The sequence below is a fragment of the Sphingobacterium sp. CZ-UAM genome (assembly GCF_002000245.1).
Lineage (GTDB): Bacteria > Bacteroidota > Bacteroidia > Sphingobacteriales > Sphingobacteriaceae > Sphingobacterium.
This window is the reverse complement of sequence record NZ_MTCM01000001.1, coordinates 527,958-545,836: the sequence shown is the minus strand read 5'-3', so window position 1 is coordinate 545,836 and position 17,879 is coordinate 527,958. Positions and strand designations below refer to the sequence as shown.

The window sequence follows — 17,879 nt, the reverse complement described above, 5'->3', positions numbered from 1 at the left end:
ATAGTACTTAAAAGTAGTTTTCAAAAGTATATAAGAGAAAGAAGAAAAAAACTAGCAACCTAAAATAAAAATGACCGAGTAAAATTTACTCGGCCATTTCTCTATAGTTAGTTAGATGATTAAAACTTTTCTATCTCTTTTAATGTAATGTATAAATAAATGTGTTTAATCTATTATTTAAAAGTCACTTTTATAAGTGAATTATCATTTTTACCCAATGTAGATGGTACACTGCGGGTTCGAAGTCTTTGCCTTAGATATTATTGATTTGGAATCACCATCTAAGATTTCAAATTTTTTCTGACAAGAGCTAAGCAAACTTACGGCTAGTAAAGTATACGTAATACGATTCATAAAGATTTAATGATTATTTTGAAATATTTAACTGACAATTGGAAAATCCATAGCCTACATTTTGTGGACATATGGAACTTAAATCATTTCTATTAATGTATTTATTCAAGAGAGATTGGGGGATGACGCCCTTTAGATTATTCTTTGACAGCACGAAATAGCTGCTACTAGAACCAAGTTCTTCGGGAATATCCCCACTCAATTGGTTAGAAGCCAGATTAACATCACAATTATTTAACGCAGCTAACTCTTTTGGAATTACTCCGGATATTTTATTTACAACGAAACTTAATTCTTTTAATTTTTGCAACTTCCCCAGTTCTTTTGGCAAATTTCCCGTTAAGCCAATGTTTCTCAAATAAAATTTCTCAAGGTTTTTTAAATTACCAAATTCGGGGTGCAATGTTCCTGAAATATTTTCACTGTTGCCAACGTACAAGTAATTCAGGTTTTCGAGATTTCCCAATTCTTTTGGCAGGCCAGCAGTAAGGTCCGGATTTTCATCAATTTCTAAACTATTCAGTTGTTTTAGATTACCAATCTCTTTTGGTAAAGGACCTGAAAGCCCGGTTGTATAAATCCTTAGTAGTTGGAGATCTTTTAGCTGCCCGATTTCAGAAGGAATTTCTCCCTTTAATTTTCTCCCTGTAAGGCCTAACACCTTTAATGATGCTAAATCTCCAATTTTTGGCGAGATCTTACCCTCTACTTCTAGCAAATTAGAAAACCAGAGTTCCACGACACGATACTCGTTGCCTTCCTGTGCTACCTTTACTCCTCGCCATTTGCTTACTGGAGTATCTGTATTCCACTGATATTGTTTGCTCCAATACTGCCCACCCATTCTTTCGTAGATATCCAATAGAGCAAGACTGTCATTCTGATTGAGCTTTGGTACCCCCCGCTCAGGAGTAGTTGATTCATTTTTTGAACAAGATAAAATGGAAGTTCCTAAGAAAATTAGCGCTGCTCCGAGTTTTGAAATATTAGCAAATATACTTCGATATATTTTCATAAAAGATTAGACCTCTTTAGGTTCGTTTTTAATTAAATTTACTATAACAGTTATTACTTACCCACCAAGATAAGAACATAAGGAGAAATATAAAAAGTTATTCCATTAACGTCACATTTTCCTCTACGAAAGCAGACTATTTCCATACAAAAACATTTTTCCTTTAGTTTCAAGGTATTTTATTTAAAGCATTTTCATTTATAGAAATAAGCATTCGTTATTGGAGGCTATTTTGAGAAAAAGATAGTTATAAGCGGGATGAGGGAGATACCGAAAAGTACTTATTGGATTGCCTGCTTTTCAACCCGAGAAAAACAAGGTGTATGTAAGCGGTATACGGGAGATACCGAAAAGTATACTTACCTGCCTTTTCGTTCAGAGCTAGAGCGGGCGATCCTAAAAACAAGAGGTAATAAAAAACAAAGAGTTTCCCTCTAACAGGCAGAGGGAAGAAACATAAACAGTTATTTTCAATAACTATCATCGTAGAAACCCTGGTTTCACTTCTTTCTACGCGCTACAGCTTTCTTTTTTTGCGGTTTTGGAGGAGTTTTAATTTTTTTCTGAACCGTTTCCTGCCGTTTCCGCCATGTCAGGATCTGCGGATCTTCATAAACTGGGAGCCCCTTGTCATTGAGAAGCCCCATTGATTTAGCCAGGCTGAGACTGAGCCGGGCAGATTTACGGTTTGCCTTCTTCCAGATCTGTTGATCGTCCTTTATATCTTTTTCATATGCGCCGATGGCCTGCTTAATAATTGCCAATTCTTTTTTATAATCTTTTAGCTTTCGATAAAGAATCATTAAGCGATTGTATGCCCCGGCCTGCAATGGATCTTTGCGTATAACTTGGCTGTAGCTTTTGATGGCATCTTGCATTTTACCTTCAAGTTCCTGCACTCGTGCTTCCTTTAGCAGCTCATTTTGGGATTTCTTGCTAGCAACAATCTTCATTTTTTATCTTTCAATTTAATCCAGACCGGCGCATGATCGCTGGTTTTTTCCCAGCCCCGTACCTGTCGGTCGATCCCGCCTTCCAATAGCAACGGAGCAACGGTTGGGCTTAAAAGAATATGATCCAGCCGGAGGCCGGCATTTCGACCATATGCATTCCTAAAGTAATCCCAAAAGGTATAAACCTGCTGATCTTTAAAAAGCGTCCGTATCGAATCGAGCCACCCTTGGCCGATAAGCTGTTTAAATGCTTTTCGGACTTCAATGCTAAAAAGAGCATCTTCTATATATTTTTCCGGCTTGTAGACATCCTGTTCCGTAGGGATAATATTGAAATCACCGATAAGGATAACAGGCACTTCCATTTTTATAAGCGCTTTTGACCGTTTCATTAATCGCTTTATCCAGGCCATTTTATACTCGAATTTAGGTCCTGGATAAGGATTGCCATTGGGCAGATAAAGACAGCATATTAAAAGTTGGTTGATGATAACCTCCATGTACCGGCTATGGCTATCCTCTTTATCGCCAGGTAACTCCCTTGTCACTTCGGCAATTTCAAATTTAGAAAGGACAGCGACACCGTTCCAGCTTTTCTGCCCATGCCACACCGCATTATAACCTGCATCATTAATGGCCTTTAGGGGAAAACGTTCCTGCGGCGCTTTTAGTTCCTGTAAACAAACGATATCCGGCGACTCCTCCTTTAACCAGCGAAGCAATACGTTTAGTCGCCCATTAATACCATTGACGTTGTAGGTTGCTATTTTCATTTATCGTTATTTCAATTGTCATCCTTATTACGGTCAACCTCCAATAAAAAAAGCAATTTGCTGATGGCAGGTTTATGCCACTGCTCCGGCAGATCACCTTTGATATAAGCCAGGTCTTCATCTAAAATCAGCTGGCAGCCGTCCATCGTAATGCGAGCATACTGGCCGCTCTCTCCCTCCTTGCCAACTTCGAAATCAAAATATTTTTCTAGCCCCTCGCTATTGGTTACCGGGATTCCTGTAAATGTGGTTCTATCTGTCATATCATTTCTTATTATTTTTTAGATATTTAGAAATCTCTTCCCTGCTATTACCGACCTTCTCGATTGCCGCTTCGACTTCATGCCGCGATACGCCAAGTTCTGTTGCGATATAATCTACTTCATACGATTCGCCAACAGCAACCTGATTGCGGTCTCTTGCGGCCTTTTGATGTTTATTGTCTGACATACAAAGCGGTTTTTTGAATAGAACAAGCGTCAACACATACAGTTTGATTGTTTTGAGATATTAACGAAACAGTTAATATTCGACAACTAAAAGCATGTGGTTTATGTTTACCTGAAAAGTCCTGTGATGAAAAAGATGCCTGCCCATATAAGCCCGATGCTTTGCACCCTGGTAAAAGCCCCCTTGGATACTGAGGAGTATCTCTATGAAGTGAAATGGGATGGTTACGGGATTACCTTACTTAAATAGAATATATCATCTTTTATTTTAAGATTCCGAGAATTTCGGTTTCAAAAATTATGGTTGCCCCCTTCTTTATTGCATCCGCACTAATAAGCTTGGCAGGAATATATATTCTATAAGTACTCCCGAGGTTCATTAGAGTTAATCCTTCGATCAAACCTGGCATTAGATTTCGAACTTCATAAATAGTTGGAAAGCCATATCCTCCCTGTTCTTTTATTTCCTTACCAAACATTAAAGTTTTCTTGTGAATAGCTTGAATTTTATCCGATAGCAATACTTTGGGACCAGTTCCTTGCTTTAATATTTCGTATTGTAATCCACTTGCTGTAGTTACTACCCCTGGTTTATTTTTATTTTCTTCGAAAAAAAGATTGGCTTCTTCTGAGTCGGTCAGAGCTTTTTCAGTAATTGGGCTTACAGACCTTTCTATTTTTTCTTTTTTATTTGAATTTGAACTTGCCATTGAAGGCTTGGTTATTTTTCCTTTCCCAGCTGATACAACATACATTGGGTCTACTGCGGATTCAATTCTTTGTCCGTTTTTCAATAATCTATAGGATGCATAATTCTGATCCATTCCTGTAATATAAACATCACCTGCTGAAACTGCAATGGAAAATGGATACACGTCATTTTCCAGCTTTTGTTGTACCCCATTTTTCCACAAATACCCTGTTCCACTATTGCCATAACCTGGATACATATTTTTACTAAAATATTCGCCAAGAACTCCTGCAACATATACATTATCTCCATCAATGGCAATAGCCGTAGCCATACTCTCTTCGGAAGAAAGCACTTTTGTTTGCCCGTTTTTCCAATAGGCCGCCCGTTTATCCTTTGCTCCTATTGCATATACGTCACCATTCAGTTCTTTAATAACAACGACCCGCTGTAAATCATTGTTTATAGCATTTACTTTCTGCCCATTTTTCCAATATACGGGCTCGTATACGGCTGTTCCGATTACATACACGTCATTGTCAACAACCGCTATACTATTTACGTAAGTGTTAGCTTCCATACCCGAAAAAATATGACGGGGTAGGACTATTTCCTGTCCGTTTTTCCAGTATCTCGGATATACATTATCTCCATTTTTAGAGCCAGTACCACCAACATAAACGTCATTTCCAACAACGATAATACAGGTTGCTGTGGAGGTAGGTTCACTGCAAGTCAAATAATGCGCCTGTCCATTTTTCCAATAGACGGCTTTTTCTTTGATATCTCCAGCCACATAAACATCATCTCCCACCACCTGAATAGCATAGGCGAGACCATACTCGGTCTTGGTAAGTGGGGTCCGTTCCCCGTTCTTTGTATATGCTGGTCCAAAAAATTGCCCTTGAATAATATAATTACCAGCAACATAAATATCCGCAGGATTTTGAATGTTCTTATTGTTTTTTGATGAAGCTACATTTTTGGTCTGCGCATTAAGCAAAAAACTAAATAGAAAACTAAGGAGCGCACAGCATCGTAATGCGTACAAAATAGGGTTTTTCATGGCGTAGTTTTTATACTACTAAATTTACGAAAATTTTAAATCAAAATTCCTCCTATAACCATATTTTAAAATCATGGCAAATAACTGAAAGAATAAACACATCTCTTCCATTTCTTAAGAATATTAAAAAAATGCCATTTGTCGTAAGATGGTTTTTTCATACTGACTGTCAAATTTTCATATTTCTTACTGTAAACTGAGAATGGAGCTATTTAAGAAATCAAAGTAAATTACCGGCTGAGGTTTCTTCCTTCGACGATGCTTCACCAAAATTTAAAGATAGATGTTCTTTGAGCTGTTGGAGGTTAATTATGGTAGTGATTTTGCCCTTCCTTTTATGGCAGAATCATGGTCGTAAGCAACTGCAGCAGTTCCTTCCAGTCGAAAGCTTCATAGCGATGTTGCAGCAAAACGCAGTATAGACGGACACTACGAACTCGCGAAACGAACTTTTGGTGACTTGGTCAAAGGGTATATACAGCATAGGGTTAAGATACCAACTTCTCCTATAAAAAGAAAAAGGCCGCTTGGACAGTATCCAAGCGGCCGTAAAACCTTATATCGCTATATGCTTTATTTTCCTTTAGCTATCTCCGCCTCGATCAGCTTTACAAACTCTACAGTGACGTTCGCAAGTTCGGCAACTTCCGAAATCGAAAACTTATCCAGAGACAAAAGATTCTTTATTACCTCAGCTTTTCCCTTAGCTTCTCCTTGAGCTTCCCCCTCTGCTCTTCCCTCTGCTCTTCCTTCTGCCATTGCTTTTTCACGCGCTCGTTTCAATTGCGCTTCCTGACTACTTCGGATACTCTCGGCATCCCATTTATTCCTTAAACTTGCGTTTTACATCTCTCGTTCCTCCGGTTTTAGTTTGCTATACTCTGCTAACTGAAATAACTTTTCAAATATTGGCTTCCGCAGATATTTTGAAAGTCCCTTTAGCGAGGACATGTTTTGAGTATATAAAGCCAACGATCCAAATCATTATCTAACTCTGCCTCAGCTCTAACAAAGTTAACCTATTCTAAATATATAAAACCCAGATCTTCGTAAAATATTTTACCGTGATCCCGATAACATAGACAAATATCGATCCTATCCACTCCTGGGATCGGGATTTAGCGGCATCTTGGCACAACGGATCACCTCGATCGATGGACAAGCATATTCTACAACAACTTTACCCTCGATGAGATAGATTCCCGTGCCACGGAGTGGATATTTCACCTCCCCCTATTTTACTTTGTTCTCATAAACTTATTATGCTTATAAAAACGAATAACAGCTTCCAATACAACAAAAACAATGTTTTAAACAATACTCGTCAATACAAGTTTTAACAGATATGAATTCAAAAGTATTTTGTCAGGTATAGTATCAAAGCCAACCTTTTCATCAACTTCTGAGAAACCTATTCGATCAGGTTCAAATTGAAAAACGTAGAATTTTCTATTATTCCAAACATCTAGCATTATTGAACCAGATGAAAATTTCATATATTCTCCAAAAATCCCAAGTCACTTCAACGGGCGACCATGCATTAAATGGAAGAGACTTATCTAAATTTGATTTGTAAATAAAAACCTGTAAATTCAATGGAAATTAGCCTCTTTCCATTATGCAAAGCAACAATTGGTTCAGGATGCTTGCCGAGTCATTTATTGAAATTCCTATTAGAGAATTACATTTATAGTATACCAAAATAAACGATCAAATCGGATGAGTTTGAATAAAAATTTATCTAAAGTTTTAAATTCCAAAATACTTCAAGGAATTTTGATAGCCAACATTTTCGCATTCCTAATTATTGGTATCCAGTCTTCATTGGCACCTAAGGATACTGGTATACTTGTTTTTTCAGAGTTTGTGATTATTCCAATGTTAATGGGAATTATCACGGCTTGGTTTTGGAAAGACATGGCGATAAGGGGAAAACAAATAACCGGATATTCTATCCTGAATGGTCTTATCGCCATTTTAATAAGCTTTTTCTTCTTAGGTGAGGGCTTTATTTGTCTACTGATTGTTTCACCTCTTATTTTTGGCTTTATCATCTCAGGTGCCTTTATTGGAAGGGCTATGTTTAAAAAGAGAAATCAAAAATTGAATATAAGCATTGTAAGCCTTTTACTTGGGATTTTCATTGTTGACTCCCTGAGCGACCATCATCACGAAAATATGGTTTCTGATGAGCTATTGATTCAGGCAAGCCCAGAAGAGGTATGGCAACACGTGGTCGCCTTCGATCCAATATCCCAAAAGGAAAACTATTGGCTCTTTAAAATTGGGATGCCGAGCCCCATGGCCACAACGGTAAGTGAGCATAAACTGGGTGCAAACCGAAAATGTATTTTTAGCAATGGATATATCTTCGATGAGAAGATTGTAAAATTTGATATCAATAAAAACCTAATTTTTGATATCGTTGATCAACCCAAAGACCCGGAAATTATGGGACATATAGATATAAAAAGGGGCGAATTTATATTAAAGGACAATGGAAACGGTACCACTACTCTTATTGGAAACAGTTGGTATAACCTTCATGTCTTCCCTACCTGGTACTACGATCTATGGGCAGAAAGTATCACCAGAAATGTCCATTTTAGAGTAATGCAGCATATTAAATTACTAAGCGAGAGATAGCCTATGTTTTCTTTTGTGGTAAAAAGAGTCGGTTTTTTAAAGGACCTCCCTTTATTCGCCATTATATTTGATAGTCTCATGAGATTTTGGATGTTCTTAACGAAACCTGAATTACTGGATTGGATTGATGATCTGGAAGAAAATGTGACGCAGATGCCCGAAACTACGATTGGAATACATAAATATGGTGGGATTGGGTTTAATTATATGGGAAAAGAGTTTGCTCATGTACATAGTAATGGCTTACTGGATGTCTTATTAAATACAGAACTAAAAAATTCGTTAATGACTGAAGGAAAAATTAAGGACCATCATGTATTTAAAAATTCTGGGTGGATAAGCTTTTACCTTCAAAATAAACAGGACCTAGACTACGCATGTATTCTTTTAGACAAGGCCTACGACCGCGCCAAACAAAAGCATAATTCTATACAGCTAGATGCTATATAAAAATTATTCCATGCTTCTCCGTAGAAGAGGGAAATGGATTTCATATTCAACCAAATGAAATTCATAGAATTTTCAATAGAACAGCCAATGATTTAAAATTCATAGTAATTTCACAGCCTAAATCTAATGGAGATCGAACCAATCTGCGATCGAACTAATTAAGGTGCCTAACTTCAGTGATGTTGGATCATTCAAAGCCCTGTAATATTTTAACAGAATCATTACCTTTAAGCTACTATGCTGCAAGTAACCTATTTGAGAATATACTATGTGCAAATTTAATTAATGTATCTTTCTGCGGAAGTTTATATTTGTTTCCCTGATGCGAGGATTATTTATACAAGATCAAAGCAGATAAATTTATCCACTTTGACCTTGTAAAGAAATTATTTCGGAGGAAGGCGATCTCCTATTTTCTATCTGTATGTACTCAATGGCTATTTTTCCGTAAATTTTCATTAAAAAAAGAGTCAACTACGTGTTGATTATGAGGAAAATTAAACACTTCTTTAATTTTTCCTTCTTCAAATTTCCATAATAAACAAGATAAATTATTTAAGTTGTCTATATTTTCTAATTCACTCCAATCTGTGACAGTCAATCACATAATCATCACTTACCCCTAATACTACACCTTCGGCTCTAAAGTTAAAGCTGCCTAATTGGTTGAGGTATTCTACAATCTCTCCAACCCCGGTTTTAATTCCACTTAAAGTGTGTCTGCCAGGAATATGCCATTTTACATCAGCATGGAATATATCCTGCAATACATCGAATGAATTACTCGAATATGCGTTGAAAAATTTGTTTACTAAAACTAAGTTTGGATGTTCATTCATGATTTTTTAAAATATAATTTTAATTAATGCTCCCGACTAAACCAAGCTCCGGAGGTCCTTATCTTCAATAAAACGTTTCTGATCTGCCAAAACAAGAAAACGGTCATATATATTTTCAAAATGTTCAGCCGGAAAATCTATTTCCATACTTTTTAACCGGTCTTTTAATGCTGCACGTCCACTCCTTGCGGATAAAAACAATTCAGGCAACTTCCCCCCTATGATTCGGGGATCGATAATTTCATAGTTTCTACGGTCTTTCAGAACGCCATCCTGGTGGATACCGGAAGAATGCGCGAAAGCATTTTTCCCAACAATGGCCTTATTGGCCTGTACAGGATTTGACATCGCCCGTTCGACCATACCGCTTAGTTCCACAATATATTTTGGATCAATTCCGGTCGCAATCCCTAGATTTTCCTTTACAATGAGTGTCAAAATAATTTCTTCCAGGGCAGCATTGCCAGCACGTTCGCCCACACCATTAATCGTTCCTTCCACCTGAAGCGCACCTGCCATTAGCCCTGCAATACTATTGGCTGTAGCCATACCTAAATCATTATGACAGTGGACAGAAAGAATGGCGTTCTCTTTTTCCCTTCTATTTTGGTTCACATAGGCTATTTTTTCAAAGTACTCAAAGGGTGTACAAAAGCCATTGGTATCAGGGAGATTCACCACCTTCGCACCCGCTTCAATCACCGTATCGGTCATTTGAACCAAAAAATCATTGTCTGCGCGGCCAGCATCTTCGGCAAAAAATTGTACTTCATCACATTTATCCGAAGCATAAGCCACCATTTCATAAGCTTTGGCCAAGATGACCTCGCGTGTGGTATTAAATTTATGTTTAATATGAATGTCAGATGTTCCAATTCCGAGCTGAATCCGTGCCACCTTTGCCTTACGCAAGGCCGAAGAGGCCTGTTCGATATCTTTCCTATTGGCCCTGGCTAATGCACAGACTGTTGCCTTTTTCACCAGTTTACAAACCTCTGTCACTGCCTTAAAATCTCCGGGCGAACTTATTGGAAACCCTGCCTCTATCACATCTACTCCCATCGCATCGAGTTTTTCAGCAATTTGTAATTTATCATTCAGTGTCAACTGGCAGCCCGGCCCCTGCTCTCCGTCGCGTAAAGTAGTATCGAAAATCTTAACTTGTTTCATATTCAACTTATTTTTATAGCTCAAAAGTACCGGAACTACAGAATTTAATATATTTGAAAATAAAACAATTGTTATTCAATAATGCCAAAATCCACCATTCCCTTCGTTCAGTGTGCCAAGAACTTTCACGATGGCACAATTGACTTACGCAACTATGGACAATTCAATACAGAAATGCATGCTCATGAACAAGTACAGATACTTAGCCCAACAAATGGTACCCTCTTTATTTATACAGAAAAAGCTAGTTTCTGTGTACCTAGTACTTTCTTTGTATATATCCCAGCACATGTCCCGCACAAACTCATCTCCCGTTCCCAGCAACTGTCGCTAAAAACCATTTTTTTGGATATGAACAATATGCACGAGGAAGTTAAGGTGTATCCATCAAATGAATTGTTGAATCATTTTTTGATTTTTGGCCAGCAACATTGGAAGCTGAACGATCACGACACGTTGACAATAGCTACCTTGGAGGCCTTCAAGGCTATGCTCCCCATACTATTGGCAAAACCGATCCTATTACAAATCACTCCGGCAAAAAGTGAATTGATGATCCGGGTGAGCACGTATATCCTCCAACACCTCGACAATAAATTGTCAATCGCTGAGATTAGCGCTAAATTTTTTCTATCGGAGCGAACACTTTTCAGACAGTTTAAGGAAGAAATGCAGATCACCATATTCCAGTTCATAAAACAGCATCGCCTTTTAAAGGCACTTCAATTGTTGGAAAATAAGGATATGCATATCGCTGAAATTGTCTATCAAATTGGGTATGAAAGCATACCTAACTTTTCCAACCTATTCAAAGAATATTTTGGACTGTCACCTCAACAGTATAGGGCGAGGGTATAATAAATAATCTTAATGGATTATTCTATTGACACGGCTTACGTTATAGTCTCATCCATACTGCATACAAGGTTTGTATATCCCCTAAAGAAATTGAAATACTTTATAAAGTAATAACAACAGCCCTCCAATTATAAAAAAAATCCAATATTTCCTTAAAGGGCTATAACTGTCTTGAGAAAAGTATTTAAGCATAAATCCCAAGAAAACTAGGCAAATCGCCGCGATAAAATTATCAACTTATAAAAAGAAGTTGAAAAAGCAGGCAATTTTCATTATTTTGACAAAAAAACAAGTATGCCAAATATTTATATTATCTCGGGGTGCAATGGAGCAGGAAAGACAACTGCGAGTTATACTGTACTACCTGAGATATTAGATTGCAGGGAATTTGTAAATGCGGACAATATAGCAGCAGGTATTTCTCCATTTAATCCGCAAAGTGTGGCTGTGTCAGCGGGGCGTATTATGTTAGATCGTATTGCGGAATTAATGAAAACTGGAGCTGATTTTGCTTTTGAAACAACCCTTTCTACCCGTAGCTATAAAAACTTAGTATTTGATGCGCAAAAAAAAGGATATTCAGTCACCTTACTTTATTTTTGGCTCGACTCTCCCTCATTGGCTATACAACGTGTAAAAAAAAGAGTTGAGAACGGAGGGCATAATATCCCTTCTGATGTGATAGAGAGACGATATCATCGTGGTTTAGAAAACTTGTTTAACATCTATATCCCTATATGTGATCGATGGTTGGTCTTTGACAACATGGATTTAATACCCGAAATAATTGCTCAGGGTGATAGATTTGGAGAACTCGTTTCAAATAGCGAAATTTGGTCAACACTAAAATTGAAGTATTACAATGAACAATAAGGTAAATATTGAAAATATCAACCTTGCTGAACGAATTCGTTTAGGAGTACAGAAAGCTTTGCGAAAATTGGCAGAAGAAAGTGCAGCAAAGGGTGAAAGTTTGGTTGTAAAAGTTGACGGAAAAATAAAAGAAGTCCCTGCGGAGGAGCTGCTCATGAATTTACCAAAATAGGTTCTTCATATAAATGCTTATCACTAATACTAGCCTTTTTGTTTATCTATTATTTTCAAATCGAATTGACTAATTAACTGTATTTAACTTTCTCTACTCATTCCTTGGCTACCACATTAAAGGCGTCTTGGCACGGCGGATCGCCCGAGACATAGGATAAAAAAATCCAATATTTCCTTAAAGGGCTATAACTGTATTGACAAGAGTACCTAAGCACCCTTGTCAATCGTTAAGAGAGTCTTTTTAGCTAGACGCCCACTATAAAATGACATTAAATTACAGCTTCTTTATCGGTAAAAATCTGGACTCCTGCTTTGTCTTCAATTAACTGTAGCGGATATAGTTCAGGATTATATACACCATTAAGAACCTCATTCAAAGCATTTTTCTTGGATTTACCGAAGGTAACAATCAGAATATTTTCAGCTTTATTGATAATAGGTTCAGTCAAAGTAATCCTGAACATTGCCTGTGGCTTTAGATAGTAGGCATCCACCCATTTTTCTTTTTCTTGTAAAATCTTTTCACCTGGAAACAGAGAAGCTGTGTGGCCATCATCTCCCATTCCTAAAAGGATGAAATCAAAAATACCGTCAGCTCCCAAAACATTTCTGAGCTGAGTTTCGTATTCTTTAGCGTAATTTTCAGGCTGAATTCCCTCTTTATACATGGGGAAAATCTGATTATTATTGACTGGAACCTTATTCAAAAGTACGTCCCAAGTCATCTTAAAATTACTTTTCTCATCGTCAAGAGAAACCCACCTTTCATCTACCCAAAAAAAATGGATTTTGTTCCAAATTATTTTATCTGCATACTCGGGAGTAGCTAATAAGCTAAAAATGGCCTTCGGTGAAGAGCCACCACTCAAGGCGACCACAAATTTATCATGCTTCTGAATTGCTTTTTTCGAAAGCTCAACAAATGTATCTGCTGCTTTTTTATATAATGCATCCAGATGATCAAATATCGTAATATTCATTTTCTTTTCATTAGAGTTTAAACCCACTGATGTCCCTGCCTTTCGACCAATGCATCACTTTCATCAGGGCCCCAGTTTCCCGAAGCATAATTTGGGAAAGAGGGGTCTTTGGTTTTTTCCCAGGTTTCCTGAATCGTTTTTATCACATCCCAAGCTTCTTCTACCTGATCAGAGCGCATAAACAGTGTAAGGTCTCCCACAAGTGCTTCCAATAAAAGAGTTTCATAAGCCTCGGGAGTATCGGTCTGACAGGCAAAATTATCGAAAATCATTTCCACAGGTTTAAGCTGTAAAGACAAGCCTGGTTTTTTAGACATAAACTGCAATCTGATGTCCATTTGTGGCTGGATATTAATAACCAATCGGTTAGCCGACAGAAGCGAAGTGCTTTCTGAAAACATAGAATTTGGAAGTGGCTTAAACTGAATCGTTATATAAGAATGCTTTTCTTTCATCTTCTTCCCGGTACGAACATAAAAAGGAACATCCTCCCATCTTTCATTATCCAGATAAAACTTAATCGCGACAAATGTTTCCGTATTGGAATCATGAGCAATTCCCTCTTCCTGGCGATAGCCATTGACTTTTAGCCCATTTACTTTGCCTCGTCCGTACTGCCCTCTTACCGCATAATGATCTACTTTTTCGGGCGAAATCCTACGGATGGATTTTAAAACATCAACTTTTCGATCCCTGATCTCACCCGATTCAAGTGAAGCCGGAGGTTCCATGGCAACCATACAAAGAATTTGCAAAAGATGGTTCTGAATCATATCGCGCAAAGCTCCTGTCTGCTCATAAAAACTGGCTCTTGTTTCCACTCCCACTTCCTCGGCAACGGTAATCTGCACCGATTCTATATGTCTGTGATTCCAAAGAGGTTCAAAAATTGAATTTCCGAACCTGAACGCCAAAATATTCTGAACGGTTTCTTTACCCAAATAATGATCGATACGATAAATCTGTTCTTCTTGAAAAGTTTGTGAAAGAAGATTATTTAGCTCAATGGCAGATTCTTTATTGTGACCAAAAGGTTTTTCGATAATAATTCGATCTGTTGCAGGATCAGATGCTATTGCGGTATTTTTAAGATGATTTGAAATGACCGATACAAAGTTTGGTGCAATCGACAGATAGAATAGTCTGTTCCCTCTCATTCCGTACACTTTATCAAAATTTTCCAGTTTCTGATATAAATTCTGATAAGAGCTTTCTTCATCAAGCTGATGCTGAAAATAGCTGATGTGGGCCTGAAAACCAGCCCACTCTTCTTTGATTACGGTCTTCCTGGAATAACTCTCCAGATTTTCTTTAATATAAGCCCTGAATTTTTCATCCGTATTTTCGGCTCTTCCTAAAGCTAAAATATTAAAGCCTTTGGGCATTCTACCATCGATATATAAATTGAAAAAGGCAGGAAAAAGCTTTCTTTTGGCCAAATCCCCTGTTGCACCAAAAATAACGATGGTTGTTGGATGCAGGATTGTGTTGTCACTCATTGTTAGGATTTAGTTATTTGGGTTTTGCCATGACGTATGAAAGACTCCTTCGCTGTCAGTTCTTTGGTAGGTGTGTGCACCAAAATAATCACGCTGAGCCTGAAGCAGGTTCACAGGTAAAGATGCTGTGGTGTAAGCTTCGAAATACCCTAGAGCCGACTGAATTCCTAAGCTCGGAATTCCGTTTGATACAGCAAAAGCAGCTGTTTTTCTCAATGAAGATATTTTATCTTTTACAATTTCTGAAATTTCCTGATCCAATAAAATATTAGATAAGTTCTCGTCTTTAGAATAAGCCAGATAGAATTTTTCCAATAAAACAGAACGGATAATACATCCACCCCTCCAGATTTTAACAACATCTTTTAACGGAATTTCAAACTGATATTCTTCAGAAGCTTTTACCAATAATGCCAAACCTTGAGCATAACTGATTAAAGTTGACAAATACAAAGCATCCCCCACTTCTTTGATGAACAATTCTGTATTTTCCGGAGTTTTTACCTCTTCTTTAGCATATAGTTGAGAAGCTTTCACGCGCTCATCTTTGTAAGCAGATAAAATTCTTGATGTGACTGCAATATCGATGGTTGGAATAGACACTCCAACTTCCATAGCCTCCTGGGAGGTCCATTTTCCGGTTCCTTTTGCTCCTGCTTTATCTAAAATCTTGTCGACAAGAAAACCATCTGTTACATCATCTTTTTGCTGGAAAATATCTCTTGTTATTTCGATAAGGAAAGAATTCATCTCGCCTTCATTCCATCTTTTGAAAACTTCATACAATTGGTTATTGTTAAGATTAGCTCCTTTTCGCAGTAAATCGTATGCTTCACTGATTAATTGCATGATGGCATATTCAATACCGTTGTGAACCATTTTAACATAATTCCCAGCAGCTCCTTTCCCCATATAAGCGGTGCAAGGCTCCCCTTTTACTTTTGCTGAAATCACTTCCAGCATAGGCTTCACCAAATTGAAAACTTCCAAATCTCCCCCCGGCATAATACTCGGTCCTCGTCTTGCGCCCTGCTCGCCTCCAGAAACTCCCATTCCCATAAAATGAAGGTCTTTAGAAGCTAAATAAGCTATACGTCTCTCGGTATCTTTGAAATAAGAATTTCCCGCATCAACGACAATATCTTTTGGACTCAGAAGCGGTGTTATGCTTTCAAGAACAGCATCAACCGGTTTGCCTGCAGGAACCATCAAAATAACTTTTCGCGGACTGTCTAAACTCAACACAAATTCCTCCAGAGAAACAGTTCCAACAACCTTTGTACCTGAAGCCACTCCTTTACGAAGTTCTATTACCTTTTGTTCATCTAAATCGAATCCTGCGACAGAGAAACCATTGTCGGCAATATTGTAAAGCAGATTTCTTCCCATTACACCTAGGCCAATGACCCCGTAATTATACTTTTCCATTCTTACTTAAAGTTTATTTATAAATCAAAATTACTGAAATGCATGCCAGTAAAAAAATTATCTAAAATTTTCTTTCAATTGTGACTTAGTTATCATCAACTGGAAAATGTCTGATACGCCTATTGCATTACAGTTTTGGTCAAAAATGTAAAGCTATAGACATATAATACCGATTTAACCATTAGTCCTAAAAAGACTCGGTAAATTGCTTCTTTAGCTCAAACTATTAAATACCCGATACTAATTTCAAAAAACAATTGGTTGCTGAGGGTATTGAAAAGCACTGGAATTCTATGAAATCAATGCCGATTATCGGAGCGTAACAAATCAAATCGAACAACCTAATAATGATAGGAACGATAAACTATCTGGATCCGCAAATTGTTCTATTAAAAAAAGGAGGAACTATGCCTTGGTATAATGGAGATTATCCACCATCCTATAAAAATCAGCCTGTTGAAATACGGGAGAAAGCGACAGAGATTGCGAATGCGCTATTGGAAGAGGGTACTGAAGAAGGTATTGCAATAGCCACCGGGCTTAAAAGAGCGCGAGAGCATTTCAAGAAGGAAAAAGAAAACGATAAAAAGAAAAAAAGCGAATAGAACCGCTTATCGCGGACAGCCCATTGCACACAATAATCAAATCTTTAAAATATGCCAGAGCTACCAGATCTACAGGCTTTCAGCAACAACCTCACCAAAATGTTGAAAGGGAAAGTGCTTGAAAATGCTGTTATTTATAATAAGCAAAAAATAAAAGTGAACGAAAAATCGCTTCAAACGTTAATTGGCAAAAAGCTCATTAAAGTTTACCGCGAAGGCAAGCGGCTTTATTTTGACTTTGGGAAGGAAGCTGTCTTATCGCTTCATTTGATGCTGCATGGCAAGCTGGTCTATTCAGAAGATGAAAATCCTAAATATTCACTGGTAGCAATGAAATTTAAGGATGGTAAAACCCTTGCGATTACTGACTTTCAGAAGATGGCAAATATTGAATTGAATCCAGATCCTTCCGAGGGAATCGACGCTCTTTCTCCGAAACTTACAGCCAACATGCTTTCTGAATTATTACAGTCAAGGAAAGCCAAAATCAAAACTGTTCTGATGGATCAGAACGTTATTGGGGGTATAGGAAATGCCTACGCTGACGAGATCCTCTATGAAGCAGGAATATCGCCACTTTCAGTCTCCAATAAGATTCCTGAAAAGGGGGTACAAAAGCTTGTGAAAGCTATTAAACACGTACTGGAAAGCGCAGAAAAACAGATACTAAAAGAACATCCCGATATTATTAATGGTGAGGTTAGAGACTTTATGAAGGTTCATATAAAAAACGCCGATACGGATAAAAAGGGAAATGAAATCTTGGAAACGAAAATCGGTGGTCGAACTACCTATTATACCAAACAGCAGGAGGTTTTCAAATAATGAACCTAAACAAATATTGAATTTCAGCGTGCCGGTAAAACAAAAAGAACCTAATCGGGTAGAAATCCTGGTTTCACTTCTTTGTACTTGCTACAGCTTTCTTTTTTGCGGTTTTGGAGGAGTTTTATTTTTTTTCTGAACCGTGTCCTGCCGTTTCCGCCACGTTAGGATCTGCGGATCTTCATAAATAGGAAAGCCTTTATCGTCGAGAAGCCCCATGATGGTTATCGG

Annotated in this window: 21 protein-coding genes; 8 read left to right on the top strand and 13 right to left on the bottom strand. The window is 37.7% G+C overall.

What is annotated here, in order from left to right:
• Positions 1-367: 367 nt before the first annotated feature.
• The 5 genes from BWD42_RS02245 to BWD42_RS02225 all read right to left on the bottom strand — a co-directional run bounded on the left by BWD42_RS02245 (position 368) and on the right by BWD42_RS02225 (position 3,545).
• Entirely contained in the window at positions 368-1,369 is a 1,002-nt protein-coding gene (locus BWD42_RS02245) for a hypothetical protein (RefSeq protein WP_077432845.1), read from the bottom strand.
• A 500-nt stretch (positions 1,370-1,869) separates the two neighbouring features.
• On the bottom strand, positions 1,870-2,322 hold the full coding sequence (locus BWD42_RS02240; RefSeq protein ID WP_077432844.1) for a tetratricopeptide repeat protein: 453 nt from the start codon (positions 2,320-2,322) through the stop codon (positions 1,870-1,872).
• Positions 2,319-3,095, bottom strand: a complete 777-nt coding sequence (gene xth / locus BWD42_RS02235; RefSeq protein ID WP_077432843.1) for an exodeoxyribonuclease III — start codon at positions 3,093-3,095, stop codon at positions 2,319-2,321. Before xth ends, BWD42_RS02240 begins: the two co-directional genes overlap by 4 nt.
• Before the next feature lie 11 nt (positions 3,096-3,106).
• On the bottom strand, positions 3,107-3,358 hold the full coding sequence (locus BWD42_RS02230) for a hypothetical protein (RefSeq protein WP_077432842.1): 252 nt from the start codon (positions 3,356-3,358) through the stop codon (positions 3,107-3,109).
• Between the two features lies 1 nt (position 3,359).
• Positions 3,360-3,545 carry a DUF3606 domain-containing protein gene (locus BWD42_RS02225; RefSeq protein WP_077432841.1) on the bottom strand — a complete coding sequence of 62 codons (186 nt, stop codon included), beginning with the start codon at positions 3,543-3,545 and terminating at the stop codon, positions 3,360-3,362.
• Positions 3,546-3,671: 126 nt separating this feature from the next.
• Between BWD42_RS02225 and BWD42_RS25045 the strand changes: the two genes are divergently transcribed.
• Entirely contained in the window at positions 3,672-3,794 is a 123-nt protein-coding gene (locus BWD42_RS25045; protein WP_262507802.1) for a hypothetical protein, read from the top strand.
• A gap of 13 nt (positions 3,795-3,807) precedes the next feature.
• Here BWD42_RS25045 and BWD42_RS02220 read toward each other — a convergent pair whose 3' ends face one another.
• The 3 genes from BWD42_RS02220 to BWD42_RS25040 form a co-directional block, all read right to left on the bottom strand.
• Entirely contained in the window at positions 3,808-5,301 is a 1,494-nt protein-coding gene (locus tag BWD42_RS02220; protein WP_077432840.1) for an FKBP-type peptidyl-prolyl cis-trans isomerase N-terminal domain-containing protein, read from the bottom strand.
• Between the two features lie 573 nt (positions 5,302-5,874).
• Positions 5,875-6,060, bottom strand: a complete 186-nt coding sequence (locus BWD42_RS02215) for a hypothetical protein (RefSeq protein WP_077432839.1) — start codon at positions 6,058-6,060, stop codon at positions 5,875-5,877.
• Between the two features lie 336 nt (positions 6,061-6,396).
• Positions 6,397-6,528 (bottom strand): hypothetical protein, encoded by a 132-nt coding sequence (locus BWD42_RS25040; RefSeq protein ID WP_262507801.1) that lies wholly within the window; start codon positions 6,526-6,528, stop codon positions 6,397-6,399.
• Positions 6,529-7,026: 498 nt separating this feature from the next.
• On the opposite strand from BWD42_RS25040, the gene BWD42_RS02210 reads away from it, so the two are divergent.
• Together BWD42_RS02210 and BWD42_RS02205 are read left to right on the top strand one after the other, a co-directional pair.
• Positions 7,027-7,947, top strand: a complete 921-nt coding sequence (locus BWD42_RS02210) for a hypothetical protein (protein WP_254846160.1) — start codon at positions 7,027-7,029, stop codon at positions 7,945-7,947.
• 78 nt (positions 7,948-8,025) lie between these two features.
• The gene (locus BWD42_RS02205; RefSeq protein WP_139350988.1) at positions 8,026-8,397 is read left to right on the top strand and encodes a luciferase family protein; all 372 of its coding nucleotides are present in this window, start codon (positions 8,026-8,028) and stop codon (positions 8,395-8,397) included.
• 578 nt (positions 8,398-8,975) lie between these two features.
• Here the strand turns inward: BWD42_RS02205 and BWD42_RS02200 are convergent.
• Both BWD42_RS02200 and BWD42_RS02195 read right to left on the bottom strand, forming a co-directional pair.
• Positions 8,976-9,236, bottom strand: coding sequence for a nuclear transport factor 2 family protein (locus tag BWD42_RS02200; protein WP_077432836.1), 261 nt, complete (start codon positions 9,234-9,236; stop codon positions 8,976-8,978).
• Positions 9,237-9,272: 36 nt separating this feature from the next.
• Positions 9,273-10,406: a 2-isopropylmalate synthase gene (locus tag BWD42_RS02195; protein ID WP_077432835.1), complete on the bottom strand. Its 1,134-nt coding sequence runs from the start codon at positions 10,404-10,406 to the stop codon at positions 9,273-9,275.
• A gap of 81 nt (positions 10,407-10,487) precedes the next feature.
• Between BWD42_RS02195 and BWD42_RS02190 the strand changes: the two genes are divergently transcribed.
• The 3 genes from BWD42_RS02190 (at position 10,488) to BWD42_RS02180 (ending at position 12,309) form a co-directional block, all read left to right on the top strand.
• Positions 10,488-11,264 carry a helix-turn-helix domain-containing protein gene (locus BWD42_RS02190; protein WP_077432834.1) on the top strand — a complete coding sequence of 259 codons (777 nt, stop codon included), beginning with the start codon at positions 10,488-10,490 and terminating at the stop codon, positions 11,262-11,264.
• A gap of 294 nt (positions 11,265-11,558) precedes the next feature.
• Positions 11,559-12,137, top strand: a complete 579-nt coding sequence (locus BWD42_RS02185; RefSeq protein ID WP_077432833.1) for a zeta toxin family protein — start codon at positions 11,559-11,561, stop codon at positions 12,135-12,137.
• Positions 12,127-12,309: a hypothetical protein gene (locus BWD42_RS02180; protein WP_077432832.1), complete on the top strand. Its 183-nt coding sequence runs from the start codon at positions 12,127-12,129 to the stop codon at positions 12,307-12,309. The genes BWD42_RS02185 and BWD42_RS02180 overlap by 11 nt, the downstream gene beginning before the upstream one ends.
• 271 nt (positions 12,310-12,580) lie before the next feature.
• On the opposite strand, the gene pgl is transcribed toward BWD42_RS02180, so the two are convergent.
• The 3 genes from pgl to gndA are packed head-to-tail and all read right to left on the bottom strand — an operon-like array spanning position 12,581 to position 16,218.
• The gene (gene pgl / locus BWD42_RS02175; RefSeq protein WP_077432831.1) at positions 12,581-13,291 is read right to left on the bottom strand and encodes a 6-phosphogluconolactonase; all 711 of its coding nucleotides are present in this window, start codon (positions 13,289-13,291) and stop codon (positions 12,581-12,583) included.
• 17 nt (positions 13,292-13,308) lie between these two features.
• Positions 13,309-14,790 carry a glucose-6-phosphate dehydrogenase gene (zwf, locus tag BWD42_RS02170; RefSeq protein WP_077432830.1) on the bottom strand — a complete coding sequence of 494 codons (1,482 nt, stop codon included), beginning with the start codon at positions 14,788-14,790 and terminating at the stop codon, positions 13,309-13,311.
• A 9-nt stretch (positions 14,791-14,799) separates the two neighbouring features.
• The gene (gene gndA, locus BWD42_RS02165; protein ID WP_077432829.1) at positions 14,800-16,218 is read right to left on the bottom strand and encodes an NADP-dependent phosphogluconate dehydrogenase; all 1,419 of its coding nucleotides are present in this window, start codon (positions 16,216-16,218) and stop codon (positions 14,800-14,802) included.
• A 347-nt stretch (positions 16,219-16,565) separates the two neighbouring features.
• On the opposite strand from gndA, the gene BWD42_RS02160 reads away from it, so the two are divergent.
• Both BWD42_RS02160 and BWD42_RS02155 read left to right on the top strand, forming a co-directional pair.
• Positions 16,566-16,823, top strand: coding sequence for a hypothetical protein (locus BWD42_RS02160; protein WP_254846159.1), 258 nt, complete (start codon positions 16,566-16,568; stop codon positions 16,821-16,823).
• Between the two features lie 51 nt (positions 16,824-16,874).
• A complete protein-coding gene (locus BWD42_RS02155) occupies positions 16,875-17,648 on the top strand; it encodes a DNA-formamidopyrimidine glycosylase family protein (protein ID WP_077432828.1) in 774 nt (257 codons plus the stop codon).
• Positions 17,649-17,879: the final 231 nt, after the last annotated feature.

Coding starts and splice junctions, on each gene's coding strand:
- BWD42_RS02245 (WP_077432845.1), bottom strand. CDS start 1,369: ATGAAAATATATCGAAGTATATTTGCTAATATTTCAAAACTCGGAGCA.
- BWD42_RS02240 (WP_077432844.1), bottom strand. CDS start 2,322: ATGAAGATTGTTGCTAGCAAGAAATCCCAAAATGAGCTGCTAAAGGAA.
- xth (WP_077432843.1), bottom strand. CDS start 3,095: ATGAAAATAGCAACCTACAACGTCAATGGTATTAATGGGCGACTAAAC.
- BWD42_RS02230 (WP_077432842.1), bottom strand. CDS start 3,358: ATGACAGATAGAACCACATTTACAGGAATCCCGGTAACCAATAGCGAG.
- BWD42_RS02225 (WP_077432841.1), bottom strand. CDS start 3,545: ATGTCAGACAATAAACATCAAAAGGCCGCAAGAGACCGCAATCAGGTT.
- BWD42_RS25045 (WP_262507802.1), top strand. CDS start 3,672: ATGAAAAAGATGCCTGCCCATATAAGCCCGATGCTTTGCACCCTGGTA.
- BWD42_RS02220 (WP_077432840.1), bottom strand. CDS start 5,301: ATGAAAAACCCTATTTTGTACGCATTACGATGCTGTGCGCTCCTTAGT.
- BWD42_RS02215 (WP_077432839.1), bottom strand. CDS start 6,060: ATGGCAGAAGGAAGAGCAGAGGGAAGAGCAGAGGGGGAAGCTCAAGGA.
- BWD42_RS02205 (WP_139350988.1), top strand. CDS start 8,026: ATGAGATTTTGGATGTTCTTAACGAAACCTGAATTACTGGATTGGATT.
- BWD42_RS02200 (WP_077432836.1), bottom strand. CDS start 9,236: ATGAATGAACATCCAAACTTAGTTTTAGTAAACAAATTTTTCAACGCA.
- BWD42_RS02195 (WP_077432835.1), bottom strand. CDS start 10,406: ATGAAACAAGTTAAGATTTTCGATACTACTTTACGCGACGGAGAGCAG.
- BWD42_RS02190 (WP_077432834.1), top strand. CDS start 10,488: ATGCCAAAATCCACCATTCCCTTCGTTCAGTGTGCCAAGAACTTTCAC.
- BWD42_RS02185 (WP_077432833.1), top strand. CDS start 11,559: ATGCCAAATATTTATATTATCTCGGGGTGCAATGGAGCAGGAAAGACA.
- BWD42_RS02180 (WP_077432832.1), top strand. CDS start 12,127: ATGAACAATAAGGTAAATATTGAAAATATCAACCTTGCTGAACGAATT.
- pgl (WP_077432831.1), bottom strand. CDS start 13,291: ATGAATATTACGATATTTGATCATCTGGATGCATTATATAAAAAAGCA.
- zwf (WP_077432830.1), bottom strand. CDS start 14,790: ATGAGTGACAACACAATCCTGCATCCAACAACCATCGTTATTTTTGGT.
- gndA (WP_077432829.1), bottom strand. CDS start 16,218: ATGGAAAAGTATAATTACGGGGTCATTGGCCTAGGTGTAATGGGAAGA.
- BWD42_RS02160 (WP_254846159.1), top strand. CDS start 16,566: ATGATAGGAACGATAAACTATCTGGATCCGCAAATTGTTCTATTAAAA.
- BWD42_RS02155 (WP_077432828.1), top strand. CDS start 16,875: ATGCCAGAGCTACCAGATCTACAGGCTTTCAGCAACAACCTCACCAAA.